The sequence below is a fragment of the Fibrella forsythiae genome (assembly GCF_017353175.1).
GTDB classification, from domain to species: Bacteria; Bacteroidota; Bacteroidia; order Cytophagales; family Spirosomataceae; genus Fibrella; species Fibrella forsythiae.
On sequence record NZ_JAFMYW010000017.1, the window covers coordinates 1 to 19,895 of the forward strand.

At 54.8% G+C, this 19,895-nt stretch carries 8 protein-coding genes; 5 read left to right on the forward strand and 3 right to left on the reverse strand.

Features of this window, described 5'->3' with window-relative positions:
• Window positions 1-486: 486 nt before the first annotated feature.
• Window positions 487-1,059, reverse strand: a complete 573-nt coding sequence (locus J2I46_RS30630) for a helix-turn-helix domain-containing protein (protein WP_207332921.1) — start codon at window positions 1,057-1,059, stop codon at window positions 487-489.
• The gene (locus J2I46_RS30635; protein ID WP_207332922.1) at window positions 1,059-1,238 is read right to left on the reverse strand and encodes a hypothetical protein; all 180 of its coding nucleotides are present in this window, start codon (window positions 1,236-1,238) and stop codon (window positions 1,059-1,061) included. Before J2I46_RS30635 ends, J2I46_RS30630 begins: the two co-directional genes overlap by 1 nt.
• 723 nt (window positions 1,239-1,961) lie before the next feature.
• On the opposite strand from J2I46_RS30635, the gene J2I46_RS30640 reads away from it, so the two are divergent.
• From J2I46_RS30640 to J2I46_RS30660, 5 genes are all read left to right on the forward strand, one after another.
• Window positions 1,962-3,716, forward strand: coding sequence for a TonB-dependent receptor (locus J2I46_RS30640; protein WP_207332923.1), 1,755 nt, complete (start codon window positions 1,962-1,964; stop codon window positions 3,714-3,716).
• Between the two features lie 97 nt (window positions 3,717-3,813).
• Window positions 3,814-11,730 (forward strand): hypothetical protein, encoded by a 7,917-nt coding sequence (locus tag J2I46_RS30645; protein ID WP_207332924.1) that lies wholly within the window; start codon window positions 3,814-3,816, stop codon window positions 11,728-11,730.
• A gap of 12 nt (window positions 11,731-11,742) precedes the next feature.
• A complete protein-coding gene (locus J2I46_RS30650) occupies window positions 11,743-13,872 on the forward strand; it encodes a fibronectin type III domain-containing protein (RefSeq protein ID WP_207332925.1) in 2,130 nt (709 codons plus the stop codon).
• Window positions 13,873-13,899: 27 nt separating this feature from the next.
• Window positions 13,900-17,403, forward strand: coding sequence for a fibronectin type III domain-containing protein (locus tag J2I46_RS30655; protein WP_207332926.1), 3,504 nt, complete (start codon window positions 13,900-13,902; stop codon window positions 17,401-17,403).
• Window positions 17,404-17,510: 107 nt separating this feature from the next.
• The gene (locus J2I46_RS30660) at window positions 17,511-17,912 is read left to right on the forward strand and encodes a hypothetical protein (RefSeq protein WP_207332927.1); all 402 of its coding nucleotides are present in this window, start codon (window positions 17,511-17,513) and stop codon (window positions 17,910-17,912) included.
• Between the two features lie 297 nt (window positions 17,913-18,209).
• On the opposite strand, the gene J2I46_RS33410 is transcribed toward J2I46_RS30660, so the two are convergent.
• Window positions 18,210-19,040 (reverse strand): helix-turn-helix domain-containing protein, encoded by an 831-nt coding sequence (locus J2I46_RS33410; protein ID WP_207332928.1) that lies wholly within the window; start codon window positions 19,038-19,040, stop codon window positions 18,210-18,212.
• Window positions 19,041-19,895: the final 855 nt, after the last annotated feature.

The window sequence follows — 19,895 nt, forward strand, 5'->3', positions numbered from 1 at the left end:
CACCGAAAAAAACGCTTAACTCGTTCACTATTAGACAACTAAGCCAAAATTCTTCGCTCGTCGAAGGCCAAATCGCAGACAGGACCCCGCCACGCACTACCCCTGCATTACAATTGTAATGCCATTTCCCGGTGATATATGACAGACTGGTTACATCGAGGGCTAACCGTTACCTAACTGATTGAGTGGTGACCAGTTGCGGGGAAGGTGCTTCGGGCGCTCAGATAGGCCCATCAGAGGGCTTCTACCGGCATAGGTCAGGCTCCGGATGGGCCAGGCGTTTTGTCACCCGTGAGCCGAAAGGTGGTTACTGTAAGCACGGAAGGCTTCTGAGTCTGCTCTCGCTGCCACGCCTTTGATTGCTGGTTCGTACCGATCTACTGGTGATCCGGCTGGCTACTACGTGCGCGAAGCGCTGAGGCAAGGTTAGCGTTTCATCTCCCTCAGTATGCCTTGGATGAACCAGGTTTTCTCAATGGTGGCGAATCAAGCAAAGTCATGATTATTAATCAACATCCCTGTCGTTGCATGATGCTGAGCGAAGAAAACAGACGGTGTCAAGCCCGTAAGTTCATAAAGATCATTGCAAAAATGCGCTTGGTCATACCAGCCCCCCAAGTAAACTAAATCAAGCCAAGTCAGCCGCTGCTGAGTATGAATCGCCCGGAAAACGTGGCGAAATCGCATGACTTGCCTAAACCGTTTAGGTGATATACCTACCTGCCGGGTGAACTCCCGACTGAGTTGCCGGGGACTGATCCGGAGCTCAACCGCCAGCTTTTGTATACGTCCGTTACCGGGATGAGCCAGTAAGCTACTTGCCTGTTCCACCCACCCCTTGTAACTCGGCATCCGGTTCACATGCGCCAGCAACTGCCGATCAATGAGGCCAATCTGGTCCTGAACCGAGCTTACGTGTTTGAGCTGCTCCAGGAGCAAACGCCATCGTTGCCGGAAGGGTAAGGGAAATACGGTTTCAATATCCAGTACCTGGTTAGCCAACTCGCTCATGGGCAAACCAAATAAGCGGTAGAATCTAGTGGTACGGAAGGTAATCATCAGGATTTGACAGCCCGCTGGGTTAACTGCATAGTGCGGGTCATTTGGCCACCGATGGCCAAATCAGGAAGAACCTGTGCATCGACCAGGCAATTCGTACCCAGGTTAACCAGTAAGCCCGAGCGACCGCCTGGCGGCGGGCTTTCGCTCAGCAGTCCGTCAGCCAAGGACTGTAGCAATGTATACTCTTCGATATAAGGCTGTAAAGAGGGCGAAGGTATAAAGTTTTGACAGGTCATCTGATTGGCTGGCGTGATCTGAAATGTTTAGTAAGGTGCACAACAAGCTATTGACTAGTAGGACAATATGAGCAAATGGTAGTTAGTCTGGCCTACCAGTAGCTAATCCGAGCAGCTACCGTTTCCTGAGTTTGAGCGAACGGTCGATTTATGGCCGATTTTTCCAATGCCTTGCCTGCGGCAGCCAATAGCTTTGCTCAGCGTGCCCCCAACCCTTGCGTAGCGAAAACTTTCTGCGCCCGGGGTCATGCTTTTTCAACAAACCCTGTAGCAGATGCACCCACGTATTGCGGTCACAATCATCACGTCCAGCTTCTTAAGCGATACACGTAGTCGAAAATCAGCTTGGCTTCCACCAGCTCCTCATGCCCGTCAAACTGGGCCCCTGTATGACTTGACAGGCAAGTCATTGACCGAGGTATAAATGCGCGATTGGCAATGCCTTTTAGCAGGTACCTCTCCGTGCAGCCTACGTGATTCAGTAAGGGAAACTACGTATCCAAGAAACCATTGGCATGTTAGTAAAACATTGTAAATCAATAGATTAACCAGCGCGTTGCGGCCGCCCGTTTACCCGTATCATATGTTTATCCGATATAAGCCCGTTGGCGCTTACACTAGTTTTGAATCAATCAAATGCACTGACTATCAACACCCTGCCTAATGAAAACAGCTTTATTCACTTTAGTCTTCTGGTTTTACTGGTGGGTAGCCTGCCCGTGTTTGGGGCAGGCCCCGCCGCCGGAAAAATCACCCGCACTGCTGGCTAACTACGTCAAGGTGTCGGGTGGCCTGAACGCCTACGCGGGTTTCTATACAGCTAACGGAATTGAGGCCCGGAACCAGACGGCCCCCTTCGGCCTAAGCGGGCAAGTGACCATCTCACTCCCCCAGGGAATCTCGATCCCCATCACGGCGGTACTGGGCAATCAGGGCGCGAGTTTCAGCGTTCGCCAGCCCTTCAATCAGTTTGGTATTTCGCCCACCTACAAGTGGCTTACCGTTCACGGCGGCTACCGCAACGTTACCTTCTCCCCCTTTACACTGGCAGGTCATACGTTTCTGGGTGGCGGCGTGGAAGCTAATCCCGGTAAACTGCGGCTGGGTGCTGTCTACGGTAAGTTCAATAACGCGATCTCCGGCACGCTGGCCGATGCCAATGTGCTGCCCAGCTACGGGCGCAGGGGCTACGCCGTGAAGCTGGGCTACGGCAAGCCCGGTAATTACATTGACCTGACGATGCTACGCGCTCAGGATGATTCCAGCTCGATTGCATCGGTGCCCGAGTCGGCTACCCAGACGGTGAAACCCGCCGAGAATCTGGTGGTGGGCCTCAGCTCGCGACTGCTGATTGTCAAGTATTTCACCGTGGAGATAGACGCCGCCCTGAGTGCCTACACGCGGGATTTGCGGGCGGGCACCGTCGATGCTGAGGGACGAAACCCGGTGGTGCGGCTGTTTGGCAAGCTGTACACGCCGCGGCTGAGCACCCAGCTCACCCAGGCGGTGCAGGCCTCGGTGGGGTACCGCGACAGCTGGGGCAGCGTGAAACTGCAGTACAAACGCATCGACCCCAATTTTCAGACGATGGGGGCCTACTACTTCCAGTCTGATATTGAAAGCTACGCCATTGCTCCCACGGTCAATTTGTTGCAAAGTAAACTCAGGATTACTGGCAGCTACGGCGTGCAGTTCGACAACCTGGCCAACTCGCGCAGTGTCAGGACGGGCCGGACTATTGGCTCGTTGCTCATCAGTTACAATCCGGCTACCAAGTTTGGGTTCGATCTGCAACTGAGCAACTACGGCATTAGTCAGCAAGCGGGCCTGCGCCCGGTGATCGATACTTTGCGGCTGGCGCAGAACAACTTCTCGGCCACGGCCAACCTGCGCTACACACTCCAGAAAGAGGACGTGGTGCAGTCATTTAACCTCACCACAACCTACCAGCAGCTCAGCGATTTGAACCAGCGGACGGCGGCGCAGACGGAGAACAAAAACCTGAACGTCAACCTGAGCTATTTCTACCAGCAGACCACTACTGGCTGGGGCCTGACGGGCATGCTCACCTACACCCAGACCAACCTGCCCGTGGCGGCTACCCTGGGTTTGCCCGACAGCACGGGTGTAGGCTCGTCCGTCAACACGGGTATTGTCCGGTTTTATGGCCCCACACTGGGTGCCAACCAGGCCTTCTTCGGGCGAAAACTAACCACTTCGCTTACCGCCAGCTACCTGGTCAACCAGCAGATGGGCGTGACGGGAAAGGTACTGACGGCCTCGCTGTCAGGTACGTATCAGGTGGCTAAACGGCAGACGCTCAACGCCACACTTTATTACCTGAACACCGACACGGGCATTCAGGCACAACGATTCAACGAACTCAGAGGCAACCTCGGCTATGGCATATCTTTTTAAAAAACATACGGCAAACGCGCAAAAGGCTGGCGCAAGGACTTTTCGCGTACTACTAAAGAGGGTTGCGTTCTTTGCGCTGCTGGTTGCGCCCTTGGCGGTGAGAGCCCAGAACGAAGTGCAGATCACCATCAGTGTGTTGCCACCGTATAGTGCGTACATTCAGGATTATGCGGGTGCGGGCAAGCAGGTACAGATCTTCGTCCGTAACACCACGGCTACCCGCCTCCAGGTACGTTTGCAGGGCAGTGTAACGGGCGATAACGGCGTGCAAATTCAGACGGTGCCCAACTACCGTCCGCCGGTGCCACTGACGCTGGAGCCCCTCCAAAACCGGCTGTTGAGTTATGGGGATCTGTCGGGGTTATTCGATCTGAATCAGCTCGATGTCCAGGGCGTTGATCGCAACAACCTTTACCGGGGATTACCACTGCCGGAAGGGAGCTACCAGCTTTGTATTCGGGCGTTTGACAATGCCACCAGCCGCCCCTTATCGCCAGAGAATCCGCTGGGCTGCTCGCCCCCCTTTCCGATTAAAGCCGTTGAGCCGCCGATTCTGATTGCCCCCTTCTGCGACAGTGATGTGCAGGCTCTAACGCCTCAGAACCTAGTGTTCACCTGGACACCACCTATCGGCGTCTCACCCGCAATGGTCGATTATACCCTGCGTATTGTGGAATTGCCCCTCGAAACCGTTGACCCTAACGTATTCATCGACGCCGTAGTACTACCAAAGTCGGGCGTAGAGGTACGGGGCCTGAAAACCAGCACGTTTCTGTATTCGGTAGTGCAGCCGCAACTGATTCGGGGAAAAAAATACGCCTGGCGCGTGCAGGCTCGCGATATCAGCGGCAGAACTAGCTTTTTGAACAACGGCAAAAGTCCCGTCTGCGCCTTTCAGTACGGCCCGGCGCAGTCGGCGGGACTTGATTCGATCAAAGTTGAGGGACCAATTGTAAACAAGTCCAGCAAATCGACCTATGCTGTGCGGGTAGCTTGTCAAGACGGACCAGGATCGGGGCAGGTGAAGATTGGGAAGTTGGGGGGTGGTAACGTCTCGGGCGTGACGACGGTGACAGCAGGCAACGGCGTGAGATTAGCTATCTCGTGGAATCCCGACTTTAAGTTTCTGACATTGCTAGCCCAAAAAATGGGCTTCAGCGCCAAAAGCGAAAGCATACGATCTGCCGTGCAACAGATTCCCGGTGCGGGCTATGAGCTGACGGTCATCGAAAAAAGCACGGGTAAGGTTGTGTGGGTGCCACCGCTCACCACGAAAGAGTTTATCAGCGGCGATCCCGATGACCCAGATTTCCCGCTGGCTTACGGCAACAACTACCAGTATCACGTCCGGCTGGTGCTGCCCGATGACGTACTACTTAAAACTGGCTTGCCCGGCGAGTGGACACTCACCTCACCCAGCTGCACCTTTTTGCTTAAAAAAGTGCCTAAAGCGGGCACGGGCTTCATCGTGCGGGGGCAGATTCGCTACAAATTCGACCGGGATGATATGCCGACGACCTACCCCGCCAATAACACCAATGTAAAAATTAGCTTTACCTCGAAGGCCGCTGGCGGCGGGCAAGTGGCTTATGGGGTAGGCCAAACGGGACTGATGGGAGCCAGCGCGAAGGCCCTAACGCCGCAGCAGAAACTGGCGGCGGTGGGTGGCAGCAAACCAGGCCAGTCTAAATCGACATCGGGCACGGCTACCCAAGTTCCGGTCCCCACTGGCGATTTTCCGTTCACGTACTACGCAAAAACGGATGCCGGTGGCAACTACGAACTGCCTATCCCTTGGGAGGACATGCCGTTGTTGCTGCCCTTGGGTAAGGCGGTTGGTAAGACGAAAATTAAAACCCAAAATGAAGATGGTACTGTAACGGAGAGTGACGTTGATCTGATCGCGCTGAACTACCAGCTCGACCTACCCAGCGGCTACTACCAAAATACGACCGAAGTCCGCAGCTTCACTTACTCGCCCACGAGCGTAAGCGTGACAGGAGGGGTGGCAACGGTGAACGTCTACGCCTATTCGCTAAAAGTCAGCGTGGCAAAAGATTACAACAGTAGCTACAAGCTGAGCAACCAAAGCGGCCAGACTGCCAACCAGAAAAATGCCAATCAGGTCTCCATCGACCAGACGATCATGAAGCCCGTTACGGGGGTGCAGATGGATCTGTATCGTAAGCTCAAAGGTGCTGGGGGCCTGGAAGGCATCCCGGCGGTGGAGGGGCAGATTGGCGAGAAAGAGTTACCAACGGGCATCAATTACCGCTACATAGCGACGGGCAAAACGGCCCTAGAAACCCTCAACGGCACCCAACAGGCCGTTGTGACTTTCGACCGGCTCATCTGCAACGCCAACGAAGGCGACGAATATTTCCTGCGGGCCAGACCCAGCAAGAAAGATAGCATCGCAGCCTCGAAGGTGGTGACGGAAGAAACCCAGTATGGGAAAAAGGTACCCACCGGCGATTACACCACGAACGATCCTACCGCCAAGTATGCCGCCCCAGAAGACACTGTCTTCTTTGCGGTACCGCCCAAAAAGCATCCGATCACCAATCAGTTCTATTACGGCCACAAAACTACGTACCTGCTGCGGTCGCTGCTGCCGCCTACCTCGCGGATTTCAGGACGGCTGATGTATCAGTGGCCCGGTAAGCCCGGTAAGTTCGTGATGGCGAATATGCCCTTTCGGGTCAAGATTGGGTACGTAACCAGCGGGGCTACGACCGACGGAGGTAAGTTGAGCAATGGTATTATTACCCAGAAAGTAGCCATTGTGCTGGGTGAGATCAATTACACGGATAGTACCGGAAAAAAACATCCCCTGTCGATGGATGACCGTGACTTTGTGGCCGGCACGGGCAAGACCGATGCCAACGGCAATTTTACGCTGGACGTGGTGAACCTCAACTATAAAGGCACTCTCACCAACTCGGCCACCGTCACGCAGGGAACGCTGACAATGGAAGATCCTGGTAAAGATGGCGTAAGCAACCCCAAGTACACTGGGCCAGGTGGGAAGATACAGCTCATCAAAGATCAGGGATACCCCGTCGATTACGTGGACATGAGGAACCTCTTCAAAACCGACTACACCAATGGCATTCAGGCAGTGATTAACGCCAAGCAAATCGCCACTACTACCCAGCAAATTAGCGGAGCCAAGCTTCCTGGCGCCGCCAAGAAGCAGACAGACAAAGCGACAGGCGGCGGGCCGTTTGACGACGGTGAACTGGCCCGGCAGTTTTTTCCCCTTGACCCAGAGCCATTGCTGGTGCAGATGGGTGACGTGTATCAGTGGGTGTACCGCTGTTTCATCATCGAACCGGAGGCCACCCGCTACTACACCTCGTTCAACAACGTGGTCGTGCAGGCCTTTGAGACCCAGAATCTCGGCGAACTACTCGTAAACGTAAAGCCCTACACCCGTAAACTGCGGGTGCAGTGGGCTGACACCAAGAAAGCGGTGCAGAATGCCCGGGTGATTCTGTTCCGCCAGGACAACAAGGGCATGGATCACCTGCCCGAACAGGAAGGCGACGGCAACGAGCGCTTCGACAAACTACCCGTATCGTCATATGCCCAGAAAATGCCGCCGTACCCTGACGGGCGGCCCTTCCCCGGCACCGATGCCGTGAAATATTATGCTGAGGGATTCACCGACGGCGATGGGATGTTGGTGTTCAACAACAAGGCCAAGCGGCCTGTGCCCAACCTGCTGCTCAATGGTGAGTACCAGTGCTACATCCTGCCTACCGAAGATGCCCTTAGCTACTTCCCGGCCAGCCTCACCACCCTCTCGGCCGTGTCGGCCTTCGTCAATATGGAAGAAGGAATTGACGACAGTTACGACGACAAATTCGTGGTAGCGGGGCCGTCGCGGCTCATTGTACGGCTCGTTGATTCAACCACTACCAAAGGCTTGAAAGGAGCCGTTGAGCTTTATGAATACAAGGACGACAAATGCCAGGTTAAACCACCACATACCATTTTTGGCTATACAGAGGGGGATCCGTCATCTGGTCCGGCGTTGGTCGACCAAACGGGCTACAGAGAGTTTAGTCTGGGTTCATACTACAGCGACAACGGATGGAAAAAAGACGTTACGAAATACTTCCGGATTGATGCGCGGGTACCGGGCTATAAACTCGTGGATGGCAAAATCCAGACCTGCTACTCTGTAAAGCGAACAGGTACGTCCTTTCTGATAAATCTGAAGTTTCTACCGGGAACCATCCTGAGAGGCGTTGTAAAAGGGCGGAAGGTAATCGCCGACCAGAAAGAGGGCTACAAAGAGACATCGGAGATTGTCGGGTTGCCCGCCATCATTCGTCGCACGGTCGACGATAAGGTCTTTTTCACGGAAGACTCGCCGGTTGGTTCTTTCTCCATTGCCCTAGCCGCCGCCACCGACAAAACGCCAACCCAGACGATCATCATTGAGCCCAACGACCCCGGTTACTGGTCGGATACGCTGGTGCTGTCGGGGCTGAAAATGAACGAAGACAAGACCTTACCGCAATCGCCCGTTATGCTGGCGCGGGTGAAACACCGGATGCGGTTCGTAGTGCAGGGCCTCACGGCAGACGGTATGCCACTCCCCGATGAGCTGTTTCAGGTGAAGATCAACGACCGCAAACCTGTAGAAGGATCACTCACCAAACCCGCTGACGATGAGTTCGAGAACGTTTCGGTTGATCATTACACCGTAAAAGTATGGAGTAAAAAGCCGAACAGCGACTGGATTCCGCAGTTGTTCGAGGTTAAAAATAAGGAATCCAAGGGCTGGACCGTCTACACGGTGAAAATGAAGCTGGGCGGGCGTATCACCGGAACCGTCACGCTCGACGGCAAACCCGTCGGTGACGCGAAGGTGTACCTCGACTACCAGATGAGCGGCAATGCCACCCCGCCAGAGGCCGTTACGGGGGGCAGCACCGGCCCGGCAGACCAGAATACCGGCGAGACGCTGATTCAGACCTACTCAAGTACAGGGGTGATTAACCTAGGCGGCCAAACCGCCAACAATGGTACAACAAAAGGTGAATTCACACTTCGGGGTCTGCCCCTGACCGACGGCATCGTGAAAATCCGGGCGACGCTCGACGGTACAGGTAGCACGGTGATCGGGGCCGAGGCCAGCGTACAACTCAAGGGAGGCACCGGCACGGCCACGCTGAACCTGACCACTTACAGTGGGGCGCTTGTACAAAGCATCTACGGCTTCCCGCTATCGGTGGAGAAGATGGCCATTAAGCCCAACGGAACCGTTACAGTGACGGGGCAGCTAAACCTCAAAAAGAGTCGGAGCGGTTTTGCGTGGCTCCCCACCGGCGAGGTGGCCCGCGTCCGCGACGTGCCCATCAAAGGCATCGACGTCGGGGGCAAGAAAGTCGCCACGCCCGTTGCCGACAATGTGGTACTGGACGAGGTAGCCTCGCTGAAGTTCCGCTATATCGGCGCTTTTAACGTACTGGCTCGCCACCCTGACTACGTAGCAGGCTCGGCTCCTGATCCCCTGACGCTCAGTAAAGATCAGTCGGGGCGGGGTGTGCTGCTGGGTAAGGTGCAGATTGTCGATAACTCGTTCAACTACCCCAGCACGTACCTGACTTTTGCCAAAAAAGGCGATGAGAATTTTTACCTCGCGAAGATGGTCAAGGAAGGAAACGCTGGCGCAACGATCAATCAGCGCGTTACAGTGCTGACGGCCCTGGCGACCGATGCCGCCTTCGACCCCAGCGCCGCAACGCCCAGCGTGCCGGAGAAGGTTACGTACAATCTCTGCGATCAGATGGGTGGGCCGGTGAGCTTCTCGCTGCTTCAGTTCCCAACCGATGCCGACCCGGCAGGTTCTTACATCGACCCCGACGACAAAAAAATTCATCTGGCAGCCAACCTGACTTGTAAGATTCCAAACGCGCAGCCGGAGAACTTCACCGTCCACATCGATGACCTGGTGCTCGACGATAAGCAGGTGTATCCCAAGAAGGGCAGCAAACCGCTCGAACTGCGTTTCGAAAACTGGACGCTGAACGTCAGCGATTGGACCCTCGACGTGAAGGAGGGCGGCATTACGCGCTACGCCAAGGCTGACGACAAGAGTATTGTGCTGAAAACCGGCGCGGTCGATATTCCGTTTGCGAAGTTCATCCTGCGTCACGACCTGTTCGACGTGCGTAATCCCCAACTCAAAAGGCTTGACGTCGGCAGTATCGCAACACTGCGTACCCAGAATGACCAGAACGCCCTTTTCACCTACGACGTGGGTTTCGACGGGCAGGGTCACTGGAAACTGGCGATGTTTGGTAGTGGCAGCGAACCCGCCGGCACGCTCGAAATCGACAAAGCAGGGGCTGACAGGTATTTGCTGAAATCGGAAAAGCTGTCGGAGAAGACTAATAACACGGTCATTAATTTCGAGTACATCCAACTGCTTAGCAACGACCAGAACATCCTGTCGATCAGTCCGGGGCAGACGTTCACCGTGAAGGGCAATCCGCTGACGAGCTTCGAGCCGATGGGCTTTGTCAGCGGTGTTGGGTCGATGGAGTTAAAAGGGAAATTCGCGCTAAAAGACGCGCTGGGTACGCCCGGTGCCGAAATGAGCATTAACTATACAAAAGGTAAGACAGGTACGTACTCGCCCCTCGGCAACTGGCAGGCCGAACTGCTGGGTAACGTGAAGTTCCGGGCTACGGCGTCAGGTAACGATAATTCGAACCTGTCGATCACCGAGAAACAACTTGTCATCAAGGGCGTGGCGCAGGAAGACGGCGAATCGCCCCCGCTCAATGTCTATTTCTGTGGCCGGGCAACCGATACCTACCCGTACTGGATACAGGTGTTACCGCAGAAAGTGAAGATGGCTCAGTACACCGTCGACATACTGGGTACGGTAGGGGCGCAGGCCAAGCTGGGGCAGGGTTGGGACGCGCCGATGCAATTTATCGGCAAGCTGTATGAGACCAATCAAACAGGAGCATCACTCAAAAAGTCGGAGTGGTACACGCAGTTCACGATTTATGGCGACCTGCATATTACGGATTTCAACAAAGACGAGGTTAAACTCGATGGCCTGACCAGCAAAGGCGGTACGTTGGAGGCAGACAAGAACGGCAACTTCAAAGTCGATAAGCTACCGCTGTTTGGTGAGGGGTCAAACACCGCCATCGACAACAAAGGCATCGACATGTCGGGCATAAAAACGCCGATGGGTGCGGTGGCTCTGAAACTGACCTTCAGCCCATTCTCGCTGGCGGGCAGCATCGACATCAGCGACAAAGGCCAACCCATCGAGATGGGTGTGTTCAAGGTGCGGGGGCAGGGGTCGATGCTGATTGATGGCGACGGAGCCTACCTGGTGGCCTCGCTGATGGGCCAGTCCGACCAGTTGCCGCCGCCGATCCAGGGCGTATCACTGGGCATTGCGGTTGGCAAACGCAAGACCTACAAACCCGAAGCGGTTGCCATTCTGATGGGTACGTCGAAAGACCCAATGTTACCCTGCAAAATCAACGAAGCCACAGGCATTTCGGGTTTCTTTCTGGGCGGGGGTGTAACGGTTCTGCACAAAGAAATCGGTTTTGATGCCATCGTGGCCGAAGCCTGGGCTATGGCCGATGTGTCGCTCTTTGCCAGTACCGAATTTATCATCGGCTCCAACGCTACACTGACATTCGGTGCCGGCGCAGTGGCAACGGGCGAAATCGGTGCCCGTATCCTCTGCGCAAGTGCCTCGGCCCGCGCTCAGGTCTTTGCTGATATGAACGCCGCAATGGATTTCACCAGTCCGTCTGTTTGTTTGAACGGGGTGCTGGGAGCTTTCTTCGAGGTGAAAGTGGATGCCTGCGGACTGCTGGACGGTGTCAATATTGGTAAGCAACTGGCTGTCAGCGCAAAAGTATCCAGCAAAGATGGTCTAGACTTCGATTTCGTCAATCAAGACAAAGATGGCGGCGGTAAAGCGTGCATGCTTCCCAAGACCTGCGATTGCCCAAAATAAATCCTTATGCGCATGAACACGAACCAACTTGTCCGCCTTTGCTGGCTGGGTACGTACCTGGCAACGTACCTGACGGTGTCGTCGCCCGTATGGGCGCAGAGACGTCCCGGCAAACCCACCGCGCCCGCCCGGCCTGCCACCAGCCGCCCGGCACCGGTGCCCGTTTCTACAGGTGGGCGCGGTGGATTCACGGCACAACCGGGGGTAGGGGGCATCTTCGTCGCCTTTGGGGCCGAGCTACCCAAAACCTTCCGCTACCGCCTCGAACGCAGCACTGCCGGAACCGATGCCTATGTGCCGGTGGCCGAAACAGGGTTTCCGCGCCTGCCGGAGCAGTTTACGGGACGGCTCGATGAGGCCGTGGCTCAACTGCCCAGCAGCTACCTTCGAATGCCTAAGCGTAGCCTCAGCGAAGCTCGTTACCATGTACTGCGCCGCAACGCCACCACCGATTCGCTGGCATCACTGATGGTGATTCCGCACTACCAGATTGCGGCGGGGCTGGGGTTCTGGGACAATACCGCGCAGCCTGGCATTGGCTACGATTACCGCCTTAGCCGCCTCAATGCCAATGGGAGCAGTACGCCACTTGGTCAGCTACGCTCCGTGACATCCCCCGGTAGTTATCCCAAAACCGTGCTACGCCTGGATACAGCCTACGCCACTGGCCCTACTGTCTCGCTCGAGTACGAGCTCGTGAGTGGCCGCGCTCCGGAGGTGCTACACGTGTTCCGGGCTTACCACCTCCGTAGTGAATTCGAGCAGGTAGTGGCCTCGTACTACCCCATTCGCTCTGCTAACGGGCGGGTACGGTACCGCGTCACCGACGCAACGGTAGTGGATAAACTCGCCTACAGTTACTACGTAATGCCCGGCGACTACGTGGGCAACCGGGGCGAGGCTTCGGCCTCCTACAACGTCTACAACGCCCGGCCCAACGAGGTTACGTTCCTGCCCGAACGATTTCGGGTACGGAGCATTAAAGACGAGAAACGCCTCCGGTTAAGCTGGCGTATCTCCCCCTCGAAGGAGATCACCTCGGTCGATATTTTTCGGGGTAATGACTTCGATAAATCGTTTGTCCGCATCGGTAGCGTTGGCGCGACTGATACGGTATTCTACGACCGTAACGTGGAGCCGGTCAGGACGTACTTCTACACGCTCATCGTGAACACAATCTACGGCAAAAGTTTCCCCTCGGCCCGCGTGCCAGCCTTGCTCGAAGCCGTTGAGCCCAACTACAGCCGTCCTGAAAACCTCCGGGTACAGCAAAATGGGCGCGCACTGACCTTTACGTGGAACCGCCCCGCTGGGCCCATTACCGGTTACTATCTCTACCGCGCCCGCAATTACGATCAGGTGCCTGAACGCATCGGTAAACTCATTGACAGCAAAGCCGCCACCGTAACCGTCACCGACAGTCTACCCGCGCAGGGTAGCGACCTGTGGGTATACAGCGTGGCCTCGATCAACAGTTCGTATAACCTCAGTCCATTGTCGGAGCGGGTCACTATTTCGCCGGCTATAGCTCCTCGACCACCTGCGGAGCTAACCGTCCGGCTGCGTGATGTCGGTTCTGGCGGCCACGCCGCAAATCTTGTCTGGACCAATCAGGGGCAGGCTGCCCAACAGATCGGCGGGGCTAACGTGTACCGCCGGTTGGTGCCCCAAGCGCCGGGTAAATCAGCAAAACTGGCTGACTGGCAACTTCTGAACAAGACGCTACTGGGGGCAGAAACCAACTTCTGGACCGATACGACTGTGCGCGAAGGAAGTACATATGCCTACATGGTCCGCACGCTGGGAACTGGCGGTGGCCTGAGCAACCCCAGTCCGGAAGCCCGCTGCACGGTAGCCGAGACGTACCCGGCGGGAGTACGAAATGTACGACTGCTGCAAAGTGGGACAGGGGTGCTGATGCAGTGGGATGCGCCCTTCGACCCGACGATAGAGCGATTGGTGGTGTATCGTGCCGAATCAGGGAAGCCCTTGCAGAAACTGACGACGCTGCCCAGGAGTGCAGCCCAGTTCATCGATAAAACACCACTGGCGAAGAAGACCAATTACTACCAGATTCTGGCCGAAGACCGCCAGGGGCATGCCAGCCGCAATCCTGATCTGGTTGGCCTGTACGTAGAGTAACAACGCCTGTTAAACACCCCCTTAATTATGGACAAACTCAGACAGTTGCTTTTTCTCACCTGCCTTCTGATACCCGTTGCGTCGCTGTGGGCACAAACACCCCTTGCCCCTACCAACTTGGCAGTTATTCGGTACGGTAATGTAGGCATGGAACTCTCGTGGACCGACGGGACAACCAACGAGACAGGCTTCGAAATACACAGCAGCCCTAACAATAGCACATTTACTAAACTGGCCGACGTACCCGCTCACGCGGGATACGGTGGGATGACGTATGTACTTACTGGTCTATCTGAAAACACACTTTACTACCTGAAAGTGCGGGCTAAAGTGGGTACTACCTTCACCAACTTTACCAACACTATCAGCCAGCGCACCAGCGAGTACCGTGCTCCAAATGACCTTAAACTCACGGTGAAGAGTCCTACCTGGGTTCAGCTCACCTGGAGCGACATTGTTAAGGAAGGAAGCTACGAGGTAGAACGGCGGACAGGTCAGAGCGGGCGCTGGGGTAAGCTTGGCGAGTCGGGGGCGGGCTACGATGACAAAACGGCCAGCGAAAGTACAGAGTATTGCTACCGTGTGCGGCTAACGGGCTCGTCAGATATTGTTAATTACCCTTACCCCAACGCGCCCTGCATCACCACGACCAGCAGCAAACCACCGGCACCCACGGGGCTGTCGGCGCAGGTCATTTCCAGCTTCCAGATCGACCTGTCCTGGACGCCCAGCACGGGCAGCTACGACGGCACCGAGGTAGAATACAGCACCGATAACCGCAGTTTTCAAAAGTACGGCAACACCATCCGGCCGGGCACCAACCGGCAGTCAGCAACAGGCCTCTCGCCCAATACGCGCTACTGGTTTCGGGTACGGGCGACGAATGGGTCGAACACGCCCAGCGATTACAGCAACACGGTTGATGCCACCACCAACCCGGAAATACCCATCACGCCCACGGGCCTGACCGTGTCAGTTACCTCCTCATCGCAGCTACAAATCTACTGGAATGACAGCAACGTGATTCCCGTGATCTACAGCCTTGAACGGGCTGAAGGGCCGGGGGGCACCTACCGCGAGATTGACGGCAGTTATCCGTCCAAAATTTACAATGATAAAAACCTGAATCCCTCTACCCAGTATTGCTACCGCGTCCGCGCTAAAAGCACCTCGGGTGGATACTCCAACTACTCGACTCCTGCTTGTAATACCACCCAGGCCCCACCCATCACGGTCCCTAGGCCACCAACCGAGATGCTTTTGCAAGTGCAATCGGCCAGGCAGATCAACATGATCTGGAAAGACAACAGCGATAACGAAACAAGCTTCCGGGTGGAACGCAGCGAAGACGGCGGGCGCACCTGGACAACGATCAGCGATGAAAAACAAAATGCCACCAGCTATAATGACGCGGGGCTGAGCCCGGATCGGCAATATTGTTACCGGGTAAAAGCTATCAACTCGGCAGGCGAGAGTCTGCCCAGCAATCAGCCCTGCGCCACTACGCAACCAGACAAACCCAGCGCCCCCGCCCGCCTGACTGCCATAGCCATTAGCGCATCGCAGATCAGACTGGAGTGGGCCAACACAGCCAGCAATGCTACGGGTATTCAGGTGGAGCGGTCAGAAACGGGCAGCGGGGGCAGCTTCAGCAAAGTCAAGGACCTGGGGCCAACGGAAACGAACTGGACTAATGAAGGGCTGACTGCCAGCAAGGAATACTGTTATCGGATCAAAGCTGTTAACGCGGCCGGCAGTAGTGATTCAGAAACTAAATGCGCTACTACGCCAGCCCCGCCTGTTACGACCCCAGCCCCACCAACGGAACTGGCGCTGCAAGCGGTTAATGATAAGCAGATCACCCTCCGTTGGAAGGATAACAGCGACAATGAAACGGGCTTTGCCATTGAGCGGAGTACTGATGGGAAACGTACCTGGCAGCGGCACAAAGACGTAGGTCAGAACGTAACGAATTATGATGATGGTGGCCTTAACGCCAGTTCCCAGTATTGCTACCGTGTGTTGGCTTTCAACACGGCGGGCAACAGCCGCACTACCAACGAAGAATGCGCCACTACCCAAGCGCCGCCCATAATGGCCCCCAAAGATCCTTCCAACTTGAAGGCAACGGCGAAATCGAGTTCGGAGATTGACCTGACCTGGACCGATAACAGCGATAACGAAACCCGCTTTGAACTGCAACGCTCCCTGACGGGCAACGACCCCTGGGAGAACGTGGATGCCAACATTCAGGCCAATAGTATCAGCAAGACAGACGGTGGCCGCAGTCCATCTACGCGGTACTATTACCGGATTCGGGCGGTAACGGTTGCGCAATCGGGCGCTTTGCTGTACTCCAACTGGTCGAATACAGCCAACGATATTACCCAGGCCCCGCCCGTTACGGTGCCCCGCCCCCCGTCGAATTTGAAAGTCGAGGCGCAGTCGAGCACGGCAGTCCGGCTGACGTGGGAGGATAACAGCGACAACGAATCGGAGTTTGAGATCTGGTGGGCAACCAGCCAGACGGCGCAGTTCACCAAACTTACCAACGTACCTGCCAATCAAAAAGACTATACGCACACGGGTCTGACTGCTAGTACGCAGTATTGCTACCAGGTACGTGCCATCAACTTGGCGGGGCAGTCAAGTTTTGCGGGGCCAACCTGCGCGACTACCCAGGCCCCACCCGTGACCGCGCCCGCTCCGCCAACTGATTTCGTGGCGAACGCAGCGTCAACCTCGTCGATCAACCTGAGCTGGAAAGACAACAGCCCCAACGAAACGGGATTTGACCTGCAATGGAGCGCCACCAACGCCGACCCCTGGACGAGCTTACCCACGCAGGCTGCGAACGTGACAACGTACTCACATACCGAACTGACGCCCAACACCCGCTATTACTATCGGCTGCGGGCCGTAAACGGAACGCTGGCGTCGGGCTGGGTGACGACCAGTACTATAACGCCAAGCCTGCCCGTGCCATCAACCACTGCCGACCTGAAAGCAGAAGTAGCTGATTACGACCAGATAAAACTAACCTGGGGCGCGATCAATAATACACCAACGGGTGTCGTGGTCGAGCGCTCGACCAGCCCTACGGGGAGCTTTACGCAGGTGGGACAAGTATCGGGAACAGCCACGGCATTTACCGATACTGGGCTGCCCGAACTGACTACCTTCTACTACCGCATCCGGTCGACCAACGCCAACGGGCAATCGGGCAATAGTAACCTGGCCAGTGCTAAAACACCGGAGACGATCATTGCGGTGCGGCCCCAGCCACTGCCCGAGGGCATCTACGCGCACGTTGACCGGGGGACGCTGCTGGTTACCCTGAACTGGAATCAGTTTCAGGAAGCTAAACTGCGGCTTATTGGCCTTAACGGTCGCGAACAACTAACCGACCAGTGCCGCATTAACGGAGGAACCCTGTTTCAATACGACGTGGCGCGTCTGCCCGCCGGTGTATATTTGCTTTGCCTGGATACTGACAAAAATCGATTCACCAAAAAGATATGGATACCTTAAAAGAAAGTAAGAATTATAAATTGAAAGTTGGAAGAAGCTGGCTGCTTTCTGTTATTAGGTACGTCGTCGCAGTTTGCCCGCTTGCATTCTTAACTCTTCCTTCTTCATTGATTCTTTCCTGTCAGCCCAAAGAGCCGACGCCCCTCAGTATCGGTAAAGTATGGAAAGCACAGCTGGTGAAAGAGGGTGATCAGGTGGTGTATACGCAGGGGGGTAGTGGCAACACGCAGCCTGGGTACGTTAATTTTCGCCTTGATCTGACCAGCCCCGCTAAGGTGACCTTAATTGATCGAGACGGGAAAACGGTTACCGGTACATGGTCGGTTTCGACCGATAACAAACGGCTAATTCTGGAGAATCTGAAACCCCTTCCGAGTAGCACCATCGGTACCATTGAGTACTACATTACCGCTTCGCCCACGCCGGGTAGCTTACCGCTGCAACGCGCCGCCGAAAGTCGAAAAACCGGCAACACCATCAACGACTATCAGTTAGTACCAGCCGATTGATAGGCATTGGTGGGCAAATCACTGGATCATAAGCCATTGACAGAGGCCTTATAGTGCTTGCCAGCGTTAACACCGTGCTCGGAACAGCTATGTCTTTGGCTACGGGCAAAACTGCGAGTTCTAGTAAACGAAGCTGCGTTAGGTACTTATAATCTTGAAGGTACTGGCTTAAGTAAAGCAGTGAGGTAGATTAACAGCAAGCCGGCTTACCTGAAGGTGAGCCGGCTTGTTGCGTTACGCTTGTTCTGTCCCGCTCAGCGCGAGATCGCTTTCTCAGCAGCCAATGACGATGGCTCTCTAGTTGATGATGTCATAATTGTTAATTAACAAACCGGCCGTCGCAGCGTGTTGGGCAAAAAAAGCAGAAGGGGTCAAGCCCGTCATCTCATATATATCGTTGCAAAAGTGCGATTGATCATACCAACCACCAAGGTGGACCAAATCCAGCCAGGAGCAAGTTTGTTGGGTATTGATCGCTCTAAATATGTTTCGAAAGCGCATAACCTGTACAAAACTTTTGGGGCTGATGCCAACTTGCCGACTGAATTCCCGACTTAGCTGCCGGGGACTAACGCGAATTTCGGTTGATAGTTTCTGAATCCGTCCATTGCCAGGTTGGGCTAGCCAGATACTCGCTTCCTTTACCCAATTGTTGTGACTAATCGGTGTCCGATTCACATACGCTAGTAACTGCTTTTCGACCACAACAATACGGTCTTGAATCGAATCTATGGCCCTAAGCTGATCAAGCATCGTTTGCCATTGCTGTCGAAGTAATGGCGGAAAAATTAAGTTGACATCAACCAATTGGTTGACAAATTCACTCATTGGTACGCCAAACAAGTGGTATATCCCGTTCGTACGGAACGTTATCAACAGGAGTTGGCAGCCAACTTGATGCGTTAGATGCATTGTTTTTGTTATCTGTCCACCAAGGGCGATAGCAGGCACAGTGACCGACTCGGAAAATCCTATTTGACATTCACTACCTAAGTTAAACAATATCCCAGACCGTCCCCCAGGTGGCAGGCTCTGTGTAAATGGAGAATCTATCGCTGATTGTAGGAAGGTATACTCTTCTACGTAAGGCCGTAAAGGCAGCGAGGGGATAAAGCTTTGCGATTTCACGTGGTGTAGATTTAAGTTTTCTCCTAAAATGCTAAGTAAAACTCTATTTGTCAAGGCGGTATGATTCAGCGGTACACTAAAACTTACAGATTTTGGCTAATGCGTCTGCTTAACGTGTGCATGCTTTTTAAGGGGTCCAGGTTTGGCGGATAGTATAAGCGCTTTACCGGGCCATTATGGCCCAAAAGCAATTAGTAGCGGCTTTGCCCCGTCACTAGGACGATCAGCTCAAAAAAGAAGCCCTTACACGGGCTATCACAGACAATCGCAGTGTACCCGATGTGGCTTCTCCAGTATTCTTTACCGTTGGCAGAATTTATCTCAGGCAGCCAACGTGCAGGGTCCCTGCCAGGCTGAACTGGCCCATCGGCGGGAGCAACTTCGTCATACCGGACAACCAGGTGCTATCTCGCCCATTTTCAGCCGGTACAGACTTAACCCAACTCCACGAGTGTGTAGAGCGGTTGGCCCTAGAATTTCTAATCGATTCTGTAATATATTTATTATCAATGTATTATTACAGTCCCACATTCAGCGACTGCCCCCCTTGAGGAGCAATTGATGCCCAGCGCGTTACTTGAGGCTACCAGCCATAATCAACTGGGAAAAGGCAGCATCATTCGCTCCGATTAGGTTGGTCAATACGCGGGCGAGCAATTTCATACGACGCTTTGGCTCTATCAGTCTCAACAGAGCGTAAGCAGGCCTCATAACCCTTACGATAATGCGTTTGCGGAGTCAGGCAAGTCAAAATCAAAGAGCAGCATTAGCCACTCAAGGGGCACTCCGATCGCCGGAGACAAGAGCGCCTATTTGAGCGGCATGCCGCTGGGGTCTATACTTCAATCGAAAGAG

Coding starts and splice junctions, on each gene's coding strand:
- J2I46_RS30630 (WP_207332921.1), bottom strand. CDS start 1,059: ATGATTACCTTCCGTACCACTAGATTCTACCGCTTATTTGGTTTGCCC.
- J2I46_RS30640 (WP_207332923.1), top strand. CDS start 1,962: ATGAAAACAGCTTTATTCACTTTAGTCTTCTGGTTTTACTGGTGGGTA.
- J2I46_RS30655 (WP_207332926.1), top strand. CDS start 13,900: ATGGACAAACTCAGACAGTTGCTTTTTCTCACCTGCCTTCTGATACCC.
- J2I46_RS30650 (WP_207332925.1), top strand. CDS start 11,743: ATGAACACGAACCAACTTGTCCGCCTTTGCTGGCTGGGTACGTACCTG.